The organism is Chromobacterium sp. INPA-IVC, from assembly GCF_059047085.1.
The window spans coordinates 191,806-208,451 of sequence record NZ_JBTNLS010000001.1; the positions used below are offsets into that span (position 1 = coordinate 191,806).

The 16,646-nt window shown below is 66.2% G+C and carries 14 protein-coding genes; 11 read left to right on the top strand and 3 right to left on the bottom strand.

The genetic code is table 11. The annotated features are described in order from the left end of the window. The first annotated feature begins 57 nt into the window (after nt 1-57). Together ACX17K_RS00915 and ACX17K_RS00920 are read left to right on the top strand one after the other, a co-directional pair. Nucleotides 58-1,944: a c-type cytochrome gene (locus tag ACX17K_RS00915; protein WP_493773293.1), complete on the top strand. Its 1,887-nt coding sequence runs from the start codon at nt 58-60 to the stop codon at nt 1,942-1,944. Nucleotides 1,945-1,978: 34 nt separating this feature from the next. Continuing rightward, nucleotides 1,979-3,163: a metallophosphoesterase family protein gene (locus ACX17K_RS00920; RefSeq protein WP_493773294.1), complete on the top strand. Its 1,185-nt coding sequence runs from the start codon at nt 1,979-1,981 to the stop codon at nt 3,161-3,163. Between the two features lie 12 nt (nt 3,164-3,175). On the opposite strand, the gene ACX17K_RS00925 is transcribed toward ACX17K_RS00920, so the two are convergent. Then, nucleotides 3,176-3,682, bottom strand: coding sequence for a GAF domain-containing protein (locus ACX17K_RS00925; RefSeq protein ID WP_493773295.1), 507 nt, complete (start codon nt 3,680-3,682; stop codon nt 3,176-3,178). Nucleotides 3,683-3,883: 201 nt separating this feature from the next. On the opposite strand from ACX17K_RS00925, the gene ACX17K_RS00930 reads away from it, so the two are divergent. Together ACX17K_RS00930 and ACX17K_RS00935 are read left to right on the top strand one after the other, a co-directional pair. Next, entirely contained in the window at nt 3,884-4,015 is a 132-nt protein-coding gene (locus ACX17K_RS00930) for a hypothetical protein (protein WP_260799464.1), read from the top strand. A 175-nt stretch (nt 4,016-4,190) separates the two neighbouring features. Then, nucleotides 4,191-5,180 (top strand): CgnE/CgnB domain-containing protein, encoded by a 990-nt coding sequence (locus ACX17K_RS00935; protein WP_493773296.1) that lies wholly within the window; start codon nt 4,191-4,193, stop codon nt 5,178-5,180. Here the strand turns inward: ACX17K_RS00935 and ACX17K_RS00940 are convergent. Both ACX17K_RS00940 and ACX17K_RS00945 read right to left on the bottom strand, forming a co-directional pair. Further along, entirely contained in the window at nt 5,177-5,446 is a 270-nt protein-coding gene (locus ACX17K_RS00940) for a hypothetical protein (RefSeq protein ID WP_346560604.1), read from the bottom strand. The two genes, ACX17K_RS00935 and ACX17K_RS00940, sit on opposite strands and share 4 nt — an antisense overlap. An 83-nt stretch (nt 5,447-5,529) precedes the next feature. Next, nucleotides 5,530-5,859: a hypothetical protein gene (locus ACX17K_RS00945; RefSeq protein WP_070978225.1), complete on the bottom strand. Its 330-nt coding sequence runs from the start codon at nt 5,857-5,859 to the stop codon at nt 5,530-5,532. Between the two features lie 271 nt (nt 5,860-6,130). Here ACX17K_RS00945 and ACX17K_RS00950 point away from each other — a divergent pair, with 271 nt between their 5' ends. The 7 genes from ACX17K_RS00950 (at nt 6,131) to ACX17K_RS00980 (ending at nt 16,450) form a co-directional block, all read left to right on the top strand. Further along, on the top strand, nt 6,131-7,633 hold the full coding sequence (locus ACX17K_RS00950; protein WP_493773297.1) for an alanine/glycine:cation symporter family protein: 1,503 nt from the start codon (nt 6,131-6,133) through the stop codon (nt 7,631-7,633). A 100-nt stretch (nt 7,634-7,733) separates the two neighbouring features. Then, nucleotides 7,734-8,324 carry an ANTAR domain-containing response regulator gene (locus ACX17K_RS00955; RefSeq protein WP_493773298.1) on the top strand — a complete coding sequence of 197 codons (591 nt, stop codon included), beginning with the start codon at nt 7,734-7,736 and terminating at the stop codon, nt 8,322-8,324. A 9-nt stretch (nt 8,325-8,333) separates the two neighbouring features. Beyond that, on the top strand, nt 8,334-9,440 hold the full coding sequence (locus tag ACX17K_RS00960; protein ID WP_493773299.1) for a CmpA/NrtA family ABC transporter substrate-binding protein: 1,107 nt from the start codon (nt 8,334-8,336) through the stop codon (nt 9,438-9,440). 288 nt (nt 9,441-9,728) lie between these two features. Next, nucleotides 9,729-10,931: a nitrate/nitrite transporter gene (locus ACX17K_RS00965; protein ID WP_493773300.1), complete on the top strand. Its 1,203-nt coding sequence runs from the start codon at nt 9,729-9,731 to the stop codon at nt 10,929-10,931. 10 nt (nt 10,932-10,941) lie between these two features. Next, nucleotides 10,942-13,398 carry a nitrite reductase large subunit NirB gene (gene nirB / locus ACX17K_RS00970; protein WP_493773301.1) on the top strand — a complete coding sequence of 819 codons (2,457 nt, stop codon included), beginning with the start codon at nt 10,942-10,944 and terminating at the stop codon, nt 13,396-13,398. Nucleotides 13,399-13,409: 11 nt separating this feature from the next. Then, complete coding sequence (gene nirD / locus ACX17K_RS00975; protein WP_493773302.1) at nt 13,410-13,724, top strand: nitrite reductase small subunit NirD; 315 nt, start codon at nt 13,410-13,412, stop codon at nt 13,722-13,724. Continuing rightward, nucleotides 13,709-16,450 carry a nitrate reductase gene (locus ACX17K_RS00980; protein ID WP_493773303.1) on the top strand — a complete coding sequence of 914 codons (2,742 nt, stop codon included), beginning with the start codon at nt 13,709-13,711 and terminating at the stop codon, nt 16,448-16,450. The genes nirD and ACX17K_RS00980 overlap by 16 nt, the downstream gene beginning before the upstream one ends. Nucleotides 16,451-16,646: the final 196 nt, after the last annotated feature.

Consider the following 16,646-nt stretch of genomic DNA (forward strand, 5'->3'; position numbering starts at 1 on the left):
GCTGTCCGGTCCCGGCCGCGCCTGGCCATTCGACGCCGTCTTCACAAGGACCTCCCCATGGACAAGACTCGTTGCGCGGAATGTGGCTTGCGCTGGTTCCAGCGCTTCATCTGGATCGGCATCGCCATCAATATGGTGTTCGCCATTCCGGCGCTATTTTGGCCGGATTTCCTGAACAGCAGCTTCGGCCTGCCCAGCCAGGCTGTGTACCCGTGGCTGCAGAACGCCGGCATGCTGCTGGTGGGCGTCAGCCTGTTTTACGCGCCGGCCGGCGTCAACGCCGCGCGCTATCCGGTGTATTCCTGGCTGTGCGTGCTGTCCCGACTGATCGCGGTGGTGTTCTGGATCTATCTGATAGACACCTCCGGCTATCCGGACGCCTTCAAGCCCTTGCTGTACTCCGACGCCGCGATGTTCGCGATCCTGGGCGCGCTGCTGTATGTCGGCCTGCCGGCGGAGCAGCGGCCCTGGCCATTGATCCGGGCCGGACTGTGCGGCTTGTGGCGCTGCCTGGCCCAGTGCTTTTCCGGCGTCCGCCGCAAGATCGCCATCGTTGTCGTGCTGGTGTTGGCCTTCATCGGCTATGAGGCCTGGGCCAATCTGCTGCGCGAAGTGCCGCAGCCGCCGCTGGTGTCCGACGTGGACCACTTCAAGTACGCGGCGATAGGCCTGGGGCCGGACGCGCGCATCCCCTTGTACGTGTTCTCGGTGCTGCCGCAGGTGTGCGCGCAGCGCATGCCCAAGCTTGGCACTGGCTGGCAGGCGTTCGGCTTCATCTACGAGGGCGGGCATGACCTGCCGATCGGCCTGGCCAAGCGCCAGATCGGCTATCCGTCGGTAGAGCCCAATTGCGCGCTGTGCCATACCGGCATGTACCGCAAGAGCGCCGACGACGTGCCGGTGCCGGTACCCACCGCGCCGGCGGCGCTGCTGGATCTGGAGTCGTTCCAGTGGTTCCTGTACGACTGCGCCGGCGATCCGGACTTCAACGCCAAGGTGATCGACGCCATCGAGCAGCATTACGAGCTGGGGCCGATAGAAAAGCTGTTCTACCGCTTTTTGATCGTGCCGGCCACGCGCCAAGCCTTCCTGAAGCAGAAGCAGCAGTACGCGTGGCAGAAGCTGCGGCCGCAGCAGGGGCCGGGGCGCACCGACACCTTCAACCCCACCAAGATGGTGGTGTTCGGTTTTCCCGACGACTCCACCATCGGCACCGTCGATCTGCCGCAGATCTGGAACCAGAAGCCGCGCGAGTCGCTGTACCTGCACTGGGACGGCAACAACAACGACATCAAGGAGCGCAACTACGCCGCGGCGATGGCGGTGGGCGCGACCCCGCAGTCGGTGCTGCCGGCCGAGTTCAAGCGCGTGACCGACTGGCTGCTGACGCATCAGCCGCCCAAGTGGCCGTTCGGCGGCCTGGACCAGGTGCGCGCGCATCGCGGCCAAGCGCTGTGGGAGAAGAATTGCGCCAGCTGCCACGATTTCGGCAAGGCCGATACCGGCCAGGTGACCGTGGGGCTGGACGAGCTGGGCACCGACCCTTACCGCGTCAACTCCTTCACCGTCGGCCTGGTGGACAAGTTCCACGAATTCAAGAAGCCGCCGTTCGATTTCGGCGCCTACCGCAAGACGCAGAGCTACAGCAACACGCCGACCGACGGCATCTGGCTGCGCGCGCCGTATCTGCACAACGGCTCGGTGCCGACGCTGTGGGATCTACTGCAGAAGCCTGACAAGCGGCCCAAGACGTTCTACCGCGGCTCCAGCGTGTTCGACACTCGCAACGTCGGCTTCATCAGCGCCGGGCCGGAGGTCAAAGGCGGCGGTTATTTCAAGTTCGACACCCGCCTGCCGGGCAACCATAACACCGGCCACGAGTATGGAACCAATCTGTCCGACAGCGAAAAGTGGGATCTGATCGAGTACATGAAAAACCTGTAGGCGGCGGCAGCCGTCCACAGAGCGGAGGTGCGAAATGGATTTCAGCGATTGGAAAAGCCGAATCGAGAACGATCTGGCGGATGCCAGGCAGACGCTTGAGCAGAAGAAGCAGATCATGGACCGGCTGCAGCAGGTGCACCAGCAGGTGCGGGACGTGATCGACTCCGGCAGCACCTCCGCCAACGGCATTCCGTGGGAGCTGGCGCGAGGCTTGTCCATCCTGGACGATGTGCTGGACGGCAAGCCATTGCCGACCACCGAGGACGAGCTGCCCACCCGGGTGATGGACGACGGCACCCTGCTGGGCTGCCGCAAGTGGGAGCTGCTGGACCCGTTGTGGGGCGAGGCGCTGGTGCAGTGGATCGGGCACCTGTGGGACTTTGCGCCATGGGGCGGGCAGCCGGGCCGTGTCGAGATAGCGGACCAGACCAGTTTCGCCATCGCGGGCGACTGGGGAACCGGCGATTACATCGCGGCCAAGGTGGCTGCCGCGATGAGCAAGCAGGGCGCCGATTACACCATTCATTTGGGCGATGTCTATTACGCCGGCGTCGGCTCAGACGAAAGCAACGATCTTGCCGGCTGGCCCGCCGGCGCCAAGGGGCAGTTCACCCTCAATTCCAATCATGAAATGTACAACGGCGCGCTTGGTTACTTCGGCGAGCTGTCGAATAAATTTCCGATGCAGCAGGGCACCAGCTATTTCAGCCTGCACAACCAGAACTGGCTGATCATCGGCCTGGACAGCGCCTACCACTCGGACAAGATGAATCTGTACATGGACGGCGCGCTGGGCGATCAGCAGGCGGCATGGCTGAAGCAGCTTGCCGCCGGATGGGACAAGAAGATCATGCTGCTGTCCCACCATCAGGGTTATGCCATGGATGGCTCGACCAAGACGCCGCTGTACCAGGAGGTGGCAGCCGCGCTGGGCCGCGATCCGGATTACTGGTATTGGGGGCACTTGCACAATGTCATCTGTTACCAGCCTCAGGGCAAGCTGCTGGCCCGCTGCGTCGGCCACGGCGCGATTCCGTATGGGCCGGCCAAGGCGCTGGACGGCAAACCGCAGGTGGCGTGGGCGGAGGCGCGTTCAGCCGACGACAGCAAGTACCCGGAGCGGGTGTTGAACGGCTTCGTGAAGCTGGAGCTGAATGGAGAGGCGCTGACGGAAACCTTCTACGACGAAAACGGCTACCAGAGGTGGCCCGAGCGCTAGCCGGAGAGCGGGTCAGCCGGGCTCGCTGACGGCGCGGCTGCCCTCTATCTCCAGCACCACCGCATGGGCCAGCGTTTTCAGATGTCTTTTTTCCTCTCCGGCCAGATGCTTGGGTTTGGAGTCGATCAGGCACAGCGTGCCGATGGCGTGTCCGGAAGACAGCTGCAGCGGCGCGCCGGCGTAGAAGCGTATGTGGGGATAGCCCTGCACCAGCGGGTTGTCCAGGAAGCGGGCGTCGTCCAGCGCGTCCGGAATCTCCAGAATGTCGTCGCCGAGAATGGTGTGGCCGCAGAAGCTGATATCGCGGGAAGTTTCGCTGGCGTCCAGCCCGCAGTTCGATTTGAACCATTGGCGGTTGGCGTCCACCAGGCTGATCAGCGCGATCTTGACCGCGAAGCGGGAGCGGCAGTAGGCGGTGATCGCGTCGTAGCGTTCTTCAGGATCGCTATCCAGAATCAGCAACTCTTGCAGCACCCGGACGCGTTCGGCCTCATTGGCGGGAATGCCGGGAGATTGCATGGCGGCCTCCTGGGATGAAGAATGATTTTCATTATAGGCGGTGACATCAGACTGTTAATGCCATTTACGGCGCCATTATTAATGTTAATAGCATAATTAATACTAAGTGGGATTAGAACTTACATGGATTTCATGCGTCTGTAATTTTGTTAGGGCATTTGCTCTAGCATCGCGAGTTTTCCAACAACAAAGGAGATGCAGATGAACGATCAAATCCAAACCGCGGATATCGAGCTGGATGCCTGGTTCCAGGAAGAAACCTTCGCCGAAGCGGTGGAGATGATGCAGGACAAAGCCGTGGTGCCGTTCGGCACCGCGCTGTGGCCGGTCTGATAGGGCATTAGCCGAATCCATGTCTGACAACGGGGCCCTGGCGGCCCCGTTTTTTAGAGCCGCCAACAAAACTCCCGATCTGGCGCCGCGCTTCCTTTCCTTGCCGCGAGAGCGGCATTGCTGGCGCCAGCGCGCCTTGGCCCGAATTGATTGGCGGTTCCTGGGAGAAAGCTGAATGCGCATCACCGATGAGCAGGCGCGTAGCGTCCGCAATATGTATGCCTGTCTGGCCTTGCATCCGGCGGCCAGGGACAAGGCGGCCTCGGGAGAGGCCATCCGCCTGTTGCTGGGATTCGACGCATTTCACGGCGAGGTTGCCGCGAGCATCGCCGAGGGCGCAGGCGAGGCCATCGCCGCGGACATCCGTTTGGCGGAGCTGGAGAACGAAAGCGCGGACGCGTTGGCGGCCGAGATCGAACAATGCGATGTCTTCATTTTCCTGTACCGCTCGTCCACGTTGCCGTCTGTCGATCCGCGCGGCCCGGCCTTCCTGTTGCCGATCAAGCAAGCAATGCAGTTCCATTGGAAGAAATCCATCCTGTTCAAGGACTACGGGCCGTATTTCTACGAGGCATTCTCCGAGCCTCGGGCCCGGATGGCGGAGCGCAACCGCAGCCTGATCGCGCTGGCGGAGCAAGCCGGATACGTGGCGTTCGAGCAGGAGGGGGGCGGATGGCTCCGCGGCTCGATCCAGCCCGATCAAGCCTGGACCTCGATAGACGGCGACGGCAATGTCGATCTCGTCCCGGGAGAGATCGCCACTTCCATCGCTGATCTGCAGGGCGAGGTGCGCTTCAGCGGCGCCTTCCTCAGCACGATACCGTTCGCCGTCAAATACGGCGTGGTCCGCGATTTCGCCACGCTGCGCATCCGCGATAGCCGGGTGGCGGACTTCAGTTGCGGCGACGCGCGCTTCTCGGCGGATTTCGACAAGTATCTGAGCGCCAACGCCGGCAACGCCGCGGTGGCGGAGTTCGGCATCGGCACCAATTGCGGCGTGAAGGGACTGTATGGTTTGAACGCCGGCTTCGAGGAGCGCCACCCAGGACTGCATCTGGGCCTGGGCGGCGGCGAGCTGGGCAGCCATCACCTGGACTTGATCTTTTCCGGCGGCCGGCTGCGTTTCGGCGACAAGGTCTTCTTCGACGGCGGTTTCTCGATTTAGCTGAACACCGCGGTGAAGTCGTCGGGGATGTTCAACCGGTACTCTCCATCCGCCAGCACGAAATAACAATTCAGCTGGTTCGCGGCCTGGTCCGCGTCGGTGTCCAGCACGTCGCCGGGGACTTGTATGGTGTCGAAGACGATCACGCCCGAGTTGACGGTCTGGCCTGCCGGCACATCGAAAGCGTTTCCGGGCGCGTCGGGCACGACGCGGATCGTGACGGCGGTGTTGTTGGTAAGCGGACAGTTGTTCAGCGCGAGCGACATGGCGGTCTCCGGAGCGGGGCCGGCGCGGAATGCGTCGGCTCGCTCCATGGACGCTGGCGGAGGACGGACGTGAGACCGCTTGCTCAGCCCGGGTCCAGCCGGCACGCCTTGCCGGTGCCGGCGAAGCCGCCGTACAGCTTCATCTGGTCCGGCGTCTTGCGGGAAATGAAGAAGCTGTCCGGCAGCGATTTGCCGGCCAGCGGCTTGGGCCAGGTCAGCAGGCCTTTCTCGTCCATATATCCCTTGAAGCTCTCGCCGCCGCGGAACACTTCCACCGTCTGGGTGCGTCGGTCGAAGCTGAACCGAATCTGATCGTCGCAGTGGTAGCTGGCCTGAATGCGTTGCGGCGGCTGGCAGCCGCTGAGCGCGGCCAGCAGCAGGCAGGCGGCGGACAGACGGAAGAGGGTGGGCATGGCTTGAAGCTTTCTACTGGGAGAACCGGGGGCACACTATACCATGCGCGGGCATGCCGCTCCGGCCTGGACCCGATGAGGCGCGGGCTTTGTCGGCAGATTGCCCGCGTTGGCGCGGCGATATTTATTTAGGGTATTTACTTTATTTTTACAGTAAACCATCTGGAAACATTCAGGCTTTGACCATTATCTTGCGGGTTCCGGTCGGACAATCGGCAGCAGGAATATAAAAACACGCCGATTGCATACCTTCGCTTACAAAGGAGAACCCATGGAGGAGTTGGTCAACGCCATCAACGGCGTGGTCTGGAGTCCGGCACTGATTTACCTGTGCCTGGGCGTGGGCCTGTATTTTTCGCTGCGCACCCGTTTTCTGCAACTGCGGCATTTCAAGGAAATGCTGCGCCTGATGTTCAACCGCCAGAGCAGCAGCGCAGGGGTGTCGTCGTTCCAGGCGCTGGCGATGACGCTGGCGGGGCGGGTGGGCACCGGCAATATCGCCGGGGTGGCCACCGCCATCACTTTCGGCGGTCCGGGCGCGATGTTCTGGATGTGGCTGGTGGCCTTTCTCGGCGCCAGCTCCGCCTTCGTCGAGTCCACGCTGGGCCAGGTGTACAAGGAGAAGATAGACGGCCAGTACCGCGGCGGTCCGGCTTTCTACATCGAGAAGGGGCTGGGCATGAAGTGGTATGCCTGGCTGTTCGCGCTGACCACGGTGGTGGCCACCGGCGTGCTGCTGCCCGGCATCCAGGCCAATTCCATCGCCAACTCGATGCAGTCGGCCTTCGGCATCGCGCCCACGGTGACAGCCGCCGTGCTGGCCATCATGCTGGGCTTCATCATCTTCGGCGGCGTCAAGCGCATCGCAGTGTTCGCCGGAGCGGTGGTGCCTTTCATGGCGCTGGGCTACATCATCGTCGCCTGCGTGGTGATCGCGCTCAACATCGAGCAATTGCCGGGCGTGGTGGCGCTGATCTTCAAGAGCGCCTTCGGTTTTGAGGCGGGCATGGGCGCGGTGCTGGGCTTCGCCATCCAGTGGGGCGTGAAGCGCGGCATCTATTCCAACGAGGCCGGCCAGGGCACCGGTCCGCACGCGTCCAGCGCCGCGGCGGTCAGCCATCCGGCCAAGCAGGGCCTGGTGCAGGCGTTCTCGGTCTACATCGACACCCTGTTCGTCTGTTCCGCCACCGCCTTCATGCTGCTGATCACCGGCCAGTACAATGTCCAGGGGCCGGACGGCGCGGCGCTGTACACCGGCATTGCCGGCGTGGCTGCCGGTCCGGGCTATGTGCAGACCGCGATGGAAAGCATCATGCCGGGCTTCGGCTCGGTGTTCGTCGCGCTGGCGCTGTTCTTCTTCGCCTTCACCACCATCATCGCCTACTACTACATCGCCGAGACCAACATCGCCTTCATCAACCGCAAGGCGCGGCGGCCGTGGCTGGTGTTCGCGCTGAAGGTGGGGCTGATGGCGGCCACCGTCTACGGCACGGTGAAGACCGCCGATCTGGCTTGGGGTCTGGGCGATATCGGCGTCGGCCTGATGGCCTGGCTGAACATCATCGCCATCATCCTGATGCAGAAGCCGGCGCTGGCCTGCCTGCGCGATTACGAGGCGCAGAAGGCGCAAGGCGTGGACCCGGTGTTCCATCCGGAAAAGCTGGGCATCGTCAACGCCGCCTACTGGGCAGGCCGCCGCGCCGAGAGCAATCTGGACGAGGAGTCGGGCGGCCCGCCGCCGGGAGGCAAGCCGGAACCGGCCAAAGCCGGCTGATTCACGCAACGCCCGCTCACGCGGGCGTTTTTGCGTCGTCATGGCATTCGGGCATGGGGTTTGCTTTTATCTCCCGCAGACCCATTGCGCGAATGAGACCATGGACCCGTCCGCTCCCTTGAGGCTGTTGCTGGTCAACGATACCGACCGGCCGATGCGGCAGCTGCGCGACGCCTTCGCCGACGCCGGCTACCTGGTCATCGCCCAGGCCGACGGCGCGGCCGAGCTGCTGCGGCTGGCGGAGTCGGAGCGGCCGGACGTCATCATCGTCGATACCGAATCGCCGACGCGCGACACGCTGGAGCAGCTCGCGCTGATGGAGCGCTCCGCGCCGCGCCCGGTGGTGATGTTCGCCGAACACGGCGGGGTGCCCGCCATCCAGGCCGCGGTGCGCGCCGGGGTCACCGCCTACATCGTCGACCACGTCTCCGCGGAGCGGCTGGCGCCCATCGTAGACATGGCCAGGGTCAAGTTCGAGGAGGATGCCGCGCTGAAGCGCAAGCTGGCCGACATGGAGCAGCAACTGGCGGAGCGCAAGCTGATCGAACGGGCCAAGGGCATCCTGATGCGCAGGCGGCGGCTTGGCGAAGAAGAGGCGTACGCGCTGCTGCGCAGCCAGGCGATGAGGTCGGGCTTGCGCCTGGCCGACCTGGCTCTTCAACTGATCCACGCCAGCGAGCTGCTGGATTGAGAGGCCGCGATGCATGCAGATTATCCTGAAGACAACAGCTTGGCGCGGGTCCGCGTCGGCTTCCTGCCGCTGACCGATTGCGCGCCGCTGGCGGTCGCCTGCCGGCTGGGGCTGGACCGCATGAACGGCCTGGCGCTGCAGCCGCTGCGGCAGCCATCCTGGGCGGCATTGCGCGACCGCCTGCTGGCCGGGCAGCTGGACGCCGCCCATGCGCTGCACGGCCTGGCTTGCGGCATGCAGCTGGGCCTGGGCGGGCCGCAATGCGATATGACGGTGTTGATGACGCTGAATCGCAATGGCCAGGGCATCAGCTTGAGTCCGGGCCTGGCGGCGCAGCGGCGCGACGGCGCCAGCCTGGCCGACATCGCCCGCCGCTTGGGCCGCCCCTTGCGCCTGGCGCACACCTTTCCCGCCGGCACCCACGCGATGTGGCTGTATTACTGGCTGGCGGCCCAGGACGTGCATCCCTTGCGCGACGCGCGCTGCGTGGTCATTCCGCCGCCACAGATGGGCGCGGCGATGCGGACGGGCGCGCTGGACGGCTATTGCGCGGGCCAGCCCTGGCACGCGGTGACCGAAGCGCAGGGCAGCGCTTGCCTGGTCGCCGATAGCGCGGCCATCTGGCCGGAACATCCGGAAAAGGCGCTGATCTGCCGCCGCGAGCTGGCTGATCGGCAGCTGCAGCTGGCCTCGGCGCTGATCGAAACCCTGCTGCTGGCCTGCCACTGGCTGGACCAGCCGGACAACCAGGAGCAGGCGGCGGCCTGGCTGGCCGAGGACGCCTGGCTGGGCGTGCCGGCGGAAACCATCCTGCGGCATTGGCGCGCGCACCCCTTGCAGGCCGCGCCGCTACGCTTCTTCGACGAGGGGCGGGTCAACTTCCCCGATCCGGCCGACACGCTGTGGTTTTTGCGGCAATACCGCCGCTGGGGGCTGTGGCGGGGCGATGGCGATCGGGACATCGCCCAGGCGATTTGCGGAACGGCGCTGTACCGCCAGGCGGCGGAGCGCTGCGGCGTCGCCTTGCCGGAATCCGGTCGGCATCCCGCCCTGTTGATGGACGGGCAGGCGTGGCCGCCGCCCAAAACCGGTGCGGATTTGGCGGAAACGCACTGATGCGGTGCAGCAAAAATGGCCACGCCAGCTAAAACCGGGGCTTGCAGGCTGGCACGCGATTTGCGTTCTTGATCCCGGACGGCGCAACGGCGCGCCGTCGGACACATTCGGGCAAACGCCAGCGTAGGTGATTGCCACTAGGGACAACGGCGTCCTCTCCTGTTCAGATACGGAGAGGACGCCGTTTTGTTTTGACTATCTGCGCGCGGACTGAATCCGCCGTTCCTGCCGATGGCCTGGCCGCAAGCCGGCCGGGCGGAGAGGGCGGACCGCGCGCCGGGAGCGATCATGAACCGTAGCTTCTGGCAGTCCGGGCACCGGCCTACGCTGGCTTGCGCCTTTCTGTACTTTGACTTGAGCTTCATGGCCTGGTATCTGCTGGGGCCGTTGCAGGTGCCCATCGCCGCCGCGCTCGGGCTTTCCACCCAGCAACGCGGCCTGATGGTGGCCACGCCCATCCTGGCCGGCGCTTTGCTGCGGCCGCTGATGGGCGCGCTGGCGGACCGCATCGGCGCCAAGCGCGCCGGGATGCTTGGCCAGATCATCGTGATCGCCGCGCTGTTCGGCGGCTGGCTCGCCGATCTGTCCAGCTTCGGCGCGATGCTGGCGCTGGGCGCGCTGCTGGGCGTGGCCGGGGCCTCGTTCGCCGCCGCGCTGCCGCTGGCCTCGCGCTGGTATCCGCCGCAGCATCAGGGCGCGGCGATGGGCATCGCCGGGGCGGGCAATTCCGGCACGGTGCTGGCGGCCTTGTTCGCGCCGGCGCTGGCCATGGCTTACGGCTGGCAGAACGTGTTCGGCCTGGCCTGTGTGCCGCTGTTGCTGACGCTGGCGATTTTCGCCCTGTGCGCCAGGGAGGCGCCCGCCGCCGTGGCGCCGAAACGGTTGGCTGATTACCTGGCCGTGCTGAAGGAAAAGGACGCCTGGTGGTTCATGTTCTTCTACTCGATGACTTTCGGCGGCTTTTCCGGTTTCGCCGGCGCTTTGCCCGGTTATTTCCACGATCAATTCGGCTTCGACGCCAAAACCGCCGGGCTCTATACCGCCGCCTGCGTGTTTGCCGGCTCGGTGATGCGGCCCTTGGGCGGCATGCTGGCCGACAGGCTGGGCGGCACCCGTTCGCTGCTGGCGGTTTATCTGGCCTGCGCCTTGCTGATGGCCGCGGCCGCGCTGAACGCCGGCGGCGCGGGCGCGGCGCTGGCCCTGTTCGTGCTGGCCATGCTGTGCCTGGGCGCGGGTAACGGCGCGGTGTTCCAGCTGGTGCCGCAGCGCTTCGGCCGGGAGCTGGGCGTGATGACCGGCTTGGTGGGCATGGCCGGCGGCGTGGGCGGCTTCACCCTGGCGGCGGGCCTGGGCGCGGTCAAGCAGGCCAGCGGCGACTACGCGCCCGGCTTGTGGCTGTTCGCCGGTCTGTGCCTGCTGGCCTGGCTCAGCCTGGCCGGCGTGCAGCGGCGCTGGCGCGGCAACTGGGCGGCGGCCGCCGCCCGCGTGTGAGGAGACGGACATGGACATGGCCGAACTGAAAGACCGGGCCCGGCAGCGGCTGGTGGTGGTGGGCAACGGCATGGCCGGCATCCGCGCGGTGGAGGAGCTGCTGGCGCTGGCGCCGGATCTCTACGACATCACGGTGTTCGGCGCGGAACCGCATCCCAACTACAACCGCATCCTGTTGTCGCCGGTGCTGGCGGGGGAGCAGGCGTTCGGCGACATCGTGCTGAATCCGCCGGAGTGGTACGCGGAGCGGTGCATCGCGCTGCATATGGGCAAGCGCGTCAGCGCCATCGACAGGGTTAGGCGCGAAGTGGTGGCGGAAGACGGCGCCGTAGCCGGCTACGACAGGCTGCTGCTTGCCACCGGCTCCTCGCCGGTGATGCTGCCGATTCCGGGACGCGAGCTGGAGGGAGTGATCGGCTACCGCGACATCGCCGACACCGAGTACATGATGGAGGCCGCAGGACGGCGGCGCGGCGCGGTGGTGATCGGCGGCGGCCTGCTGGGGCTGGAGGCCGCCAACGGCCTGAGGCTGCGCGGCATGGACGTCGCCGTCGTCCATCTGGCCGACTGGCTGCTGGAGCGCCAACTGGACCGCCAGGCGGGCGAACTGCTGCGCCGGGCGTTGGAGGCGCGCGGCATCCGTTTCCTGATGGGGCGGCAGACCGCCGCGCTGCTGGACGACGGCCAGGGCCGGGTGCGCGGCGTCCGCTTCAGCGACGGCGAGGAGATTCCGGCCGAGCTGGTGGTGATGGCGGTGGGCATCCGCCCCAACGCCGCATTGGCCGAGGCCGCCGGCCTGCATTGCAGCCGCGGCGTGGTGGTGGACGACACCTTGCAAACCTCGGACCCGCGCATCTACGCCGTCGGCGAGTGCGCCAGCCACCGCGGCGTGGCCTATGGGTTGGTGGCGCCGCTGTTCGAGCAGGCCAAGGTGTGCGCCAACCACCTGGCGCGGCTGGGCGTGGCCCGCTATGGCGGTTCGGTGTCGTCCACCAAGCTGAAAGTGACGGGAATCGACCTGTTCTCCGCCGGCGACTTCATGGGCGGAGACGGCTGCGAGGAGATCGTGCTGTCCGACCCGGCCGGCGGCGTTTACAAGAAGCTGGTGCTGCGCGGAGACAAGCTGGCCGGCGTCTGCCTGTACGGCGACACCGGCGACGGCGCCTGGTATTTCAAGCTGCTGCGCGAGGGCCGCAGCGTGGCCGATCTGCGCGACACGCTGATGTTCGGCGAAACGGCGATAGGCGACGCCGGCGTGCAGGGCCAGAGCCGCGCGGCGGCGATGAAGGACGAAGACGAGGTCTGCGGCTGCAACGGCGTGTGCAAGGGCGCCATCGTCAAGGCGATCCAGGACAAGGGCCTGTTCACGCTGGACGAGGTGAAGAAGCACACCAAGGCGGCCAGCTCCTGCGGCTCCTGCTCCGGGCTGGTCGAGCAAGTGCTGATGAGCGTGGTCGGCTCCAGCTTCCAGGAAACGCCCAAGACCAAGGCCGTGTGCGGCTGCACCGGCCATAGCCACGCCGAGCTGCGCCAGGCGATACGGGAGCATCATCTGCTGACCCACGCCGAGGTGTTCCATTTCCTGGAGTGGCGGACGCCCAACGGCTGCGCCAGCTGCCGGCCGGCGGTCAACTACTATCTGCTGTCCACCTGGCCGCACGAGGCGGTGGACGACCCGCAGAGCCGCTTCATCAACGAGCGGGCGCACGCCAACATCCAGAAGGACGGCACCTTCTCGGTGATCCCGCAAATGAAGGGCGGCGTCACCACCGCCGACGAGCTGCGCCGCATCGCCGACGTCGCCGACAAATACCGGGTGAAGATGCTGAAGGTCACCGGCGGCCAGCGCATCGATCTATTGGGGATCAAGAAGGAAGATCTGGTCGATGCCTGGCGCGATCTGGGCATGAATTCCGGCCACGCCTACGGCAAGTCCATCCGCACGGTGAAAACTTGCGTCGGCAGCGAGTTCTGCCGCTTCGGCACCCAGAACAGCACCCAGATGGGCATAGATCTGGAAACCATGCTGGCCAATATGTGGAGCCCGCACAAGGTGAAGCTGGCGGTGTCCGGCTGCCCGCGCAACTGCGCCGAGGCCGGCATCAAGGACGTGGGCGTGATCGCGGTGGAGTCCGGCTGGGAGCTGTACGTGGGCGGCAACGGCGGCATCAAGACCGAGGTGGCGCAGTTTCTGTGCAAGGTAAAGACGGCGGAGGAGGTGAAGGAATACAGCGGCGCCTTCCTGCAGCTGTACCGCGAGGAGGCTTACTACCTGGACCGCACCGTCCACTACATCGCCCGCGTCGGCCTGGATTACATCAAGGCCCGCGTGGTGGACGACGCCGACAATCGCCGCGCGCTGCACCAACGGCTGCTGTTTTCCTTGCAGGGCCTGCCCGACCCTTGGGCGGCGCGCGTCGCCGGCGCGCAGAAGCGCGAGTTCATTCCCATCGCGGTCGAAGCCTGAGGAGAGTCGAGATGAGCATGGAAAACTGGACCAGAGTCTGCGCGCTGGACGACATCCCGCGGCAAGGCAGCCGCGTGCTGGCGCGGGAGGACGGCGACATCGCGCTGTTCCGCACCCACGACGACCAGGTGTTCGCGCTGCTGGACCGTTGCCCGCACAAGGGCGGCCCGCTCAGTCAGGGCATGGTGCATGGCCGCTCGGTGGTCTGCCCGCTGCACGGCTGGAACATCGACCTGGCCAGCGGCGAGGCGCTGGCGCCGGATGCCGGCTGCGCGCGCCGTTTCCCCGCCAGGGAGGAGAACGGCGCGGTATGGCTGGCGCTGTAGCGGGGGAGGGCGAGGCGATGGACAAGACGGAAACCCGATCCACCTGCTGCTATTGCGGCGTGGGTTGCGGCGTATTGATAGAGAGCGAGAACGGCCGCATCACCGGCGTGCGCGGCGACCCGGACCACCCGGCCAATTACGGCCGTCTGTGCGGCAAGGGCCTGAGCCTGGCCGCCAGCGCAGCCAGCGATAGCGGCCGCGCCTTGTTTCCTGAAATGAGGCTGGGCAGGGACGAGCCGCGCCGGCGCGTCGGCTGGGATGAGGCGTTGGACGCGGCGGCGGACCGCTTCGCCGACATCATCCGCCGCCATGGCCCTGACGCGGTGGCGTTTTACGCGTCCGGCCAGCTGTTGACCGAGGATTACTATCTGTTCAACAAACTGGCCAAGGGCGTGGCCGGCACCAACAATATCGACACCAATTCCCGGCTATGCATGTCCAGCGCCGTCACCGCCTACAAGATGGCCTTCGGCGCCGACGGCCCGCCCACCTGTTACGAAGACCTGGAGTCCGCCGGCTGCGTGCTGTTCGCCGGCAGCAATATGGCCTACGCCCACCCGGTGCTGTTCCGCCGGCTGGAAGACGCCAGGCGGGATTGGCCCGACGCGCGCTGGATCGTGGTCGACCCGCGCCGCACCGATACCGCCGCGATGGCCGACCTGCACCTGCAGATCCAGCCCGGCACCGACGTGGCGCTGTTCCACGCGATGCTGCACCACCTGGTCTGGGAGGGGCTGATCGACGCCGGCTACATCGCCGCCCATACCGAGGGCTTCGACGCGCTCAAGCGCACGGTCCGCGACTACACACCGAAAATGGCGGCGGAAATCTGCGGCGTGCGGGCCGAGGACATCGTCACCGCGGCGGAATGGTTCGGCCGCAGTCCGGCCAGCCTGTCGCTGTACTGCATGGGGCTGAACCAGTCCAGCCAGGGCACGGCCAAGAACCTGGCGTTGATCAATCTGCACCTGGCGACAGGCCAGATCGGCCGGCCCGGCGCCGGGCCGTTTTCGCTGACCGGCCAGCCCAACGCGATGGGCGGGCGCGAGGTGGGCGGCATGGCCACCATGCTGGCCGCGCACCGCGACATTGACAATCCCGATCATCGGCGAGAAGTGGCGGCGCACTGGGGCGTGCCGGAGGGCCGGCTGTCTTCCCGGCCCGGCCTGCCGGCGGTGGCGATGTTCGAGGCGCTGGCGCGGGGCGACATCAAGGCGGTGTGGATAGTCTGCACCAATCCGGCCCACTCGTTGCCGGACCTGGCGATGGCGCGGCAGGCGCTGAGCCGCGCCGAGCTGGTGGTGGTGCAGGACGCTTTCGCCGAAACCGACACCACCGCTTTCGCCGACATCCTGCTGCCGGCGGCAAGCTGGGGAGAGAAAGAGGGCACGGTCACCAATTCCGAGCGCCGCGTCAGCCGGGTGCGGGCCGCAGCGCCGCCGCCGGGCGAGGCGAAGCCGGATGGCTGGATCGCCGCCGAGTTCGGCCGGAGGCTGGCGGCGCGCCTGCATCCGGATGATGCCGACCATTTCGCCTATGCCGATGCCGGGCAGGTGTTCGACGAACACCGCGCGCTGACCGTGGGCCGGGATCTGGATATGGGCGGGCTGGATTACGCTCTGCTGGAGGCTAGGGGGCCGCAGCAATGGCCGTTGCCGGTTGGCCAGACAGAGGGCCAGGCGAGGCGTTATGTCGACGGCGTCTTCGCCACCGACGACGGCAAGGCCCGCTTTCACGCCATCGACTACCAGCCGCCTGCTGACAAGATATCGGCCCATTATCCGTTCCGGCTGATCACCGGCCGCCTGCGAGACCAGTGGCACGGCATGAGCCGCACCGGCCGCGTGCCCGGTCTGTTTTCCCACAGTCCGGAGCCGGAGCTGCGCATGCACCCGGAGGACGCCGAGCGGCGGAATCTGCGCGACGGCGATCTGGTGCGGGTCGCCAGCAAGCGCGGGCAGTGGGTGTTGCCGCTGAAGACCGACGGCGGCCTGACGCGGGGTTGCGTGTTCGCCGCCATGCATTGGAGCCGGCAGTTCCTCAACAGCGGCGGCAGCAACGAAGCGACCACCTCGGCGGTCGACGGGTTGTCGTTCCAGCCGGAGCTCAAGCATGCGGCGGTGAAGGTGGAGCGGGCAGATCTGCCCTGGCGCGCGCTGGCTGCGCTGCGCCATCCGGATTTGCCGACGTTGCAGGAGGATTTGACGCCGTTGCTGGGGGAGATGGGCTATGCGGCGATCTCGCTGGCGGCGGGAAATGTCTTGCTGCTGCGCGCGGCGGATTCCGCGGCCAGGCCGGATTGGCTGGCGAGCTTGCTGGACGCACTGGCGCTGCGCCCGGGACCGGATGTGCTGGATTACCGCGACGATGGCCGCGGCGTGCTCAAGCGCGTGGCCTGGGATGGCGACAAGCTGGCGGGATTGGTTTTCGCCGGCGGCGGGCAGGCGGACCGCGACGCGGGCGAGCGCTTGCTGCAGCATCTGCTGGACGGCGAGTTGTGGCAGGGGCCGCGGCTCGCCGCGTTTTCGCCGGGCCGGACCGGGGCCGTCAAGCGGGACCGCATCGTGTGTCAATGCAAGCAGGTGGGAGAGACCGCCATTTTGGACAGGCTGCGGCAGGGGCAGGACTTGGCGGAGTTGAAGGCCGAGTTGGGGTGCGGCGCAGTCTGCGGTTCCTGCGCGCCGGAGTTGGCGCGAATGGCCGCCGAAGCTGCGCAAAACGCTTGAGCGCGCATGCGCGGCTGGGTGGCGCGCTTCAAGGATCGAGAGGCGGATGGCCGTCGCGCCTTGTTTCAGCGCAAACGAGTTCCGTAATTTTACTGATCGGAGGACCAGCGGCATCGCCGTGGGATGGGCGCTATATATCTAGCGGCGTTGTGAAAATGCCATTTGATTATAACGTTAAGAAAGGATTTCCATGGCA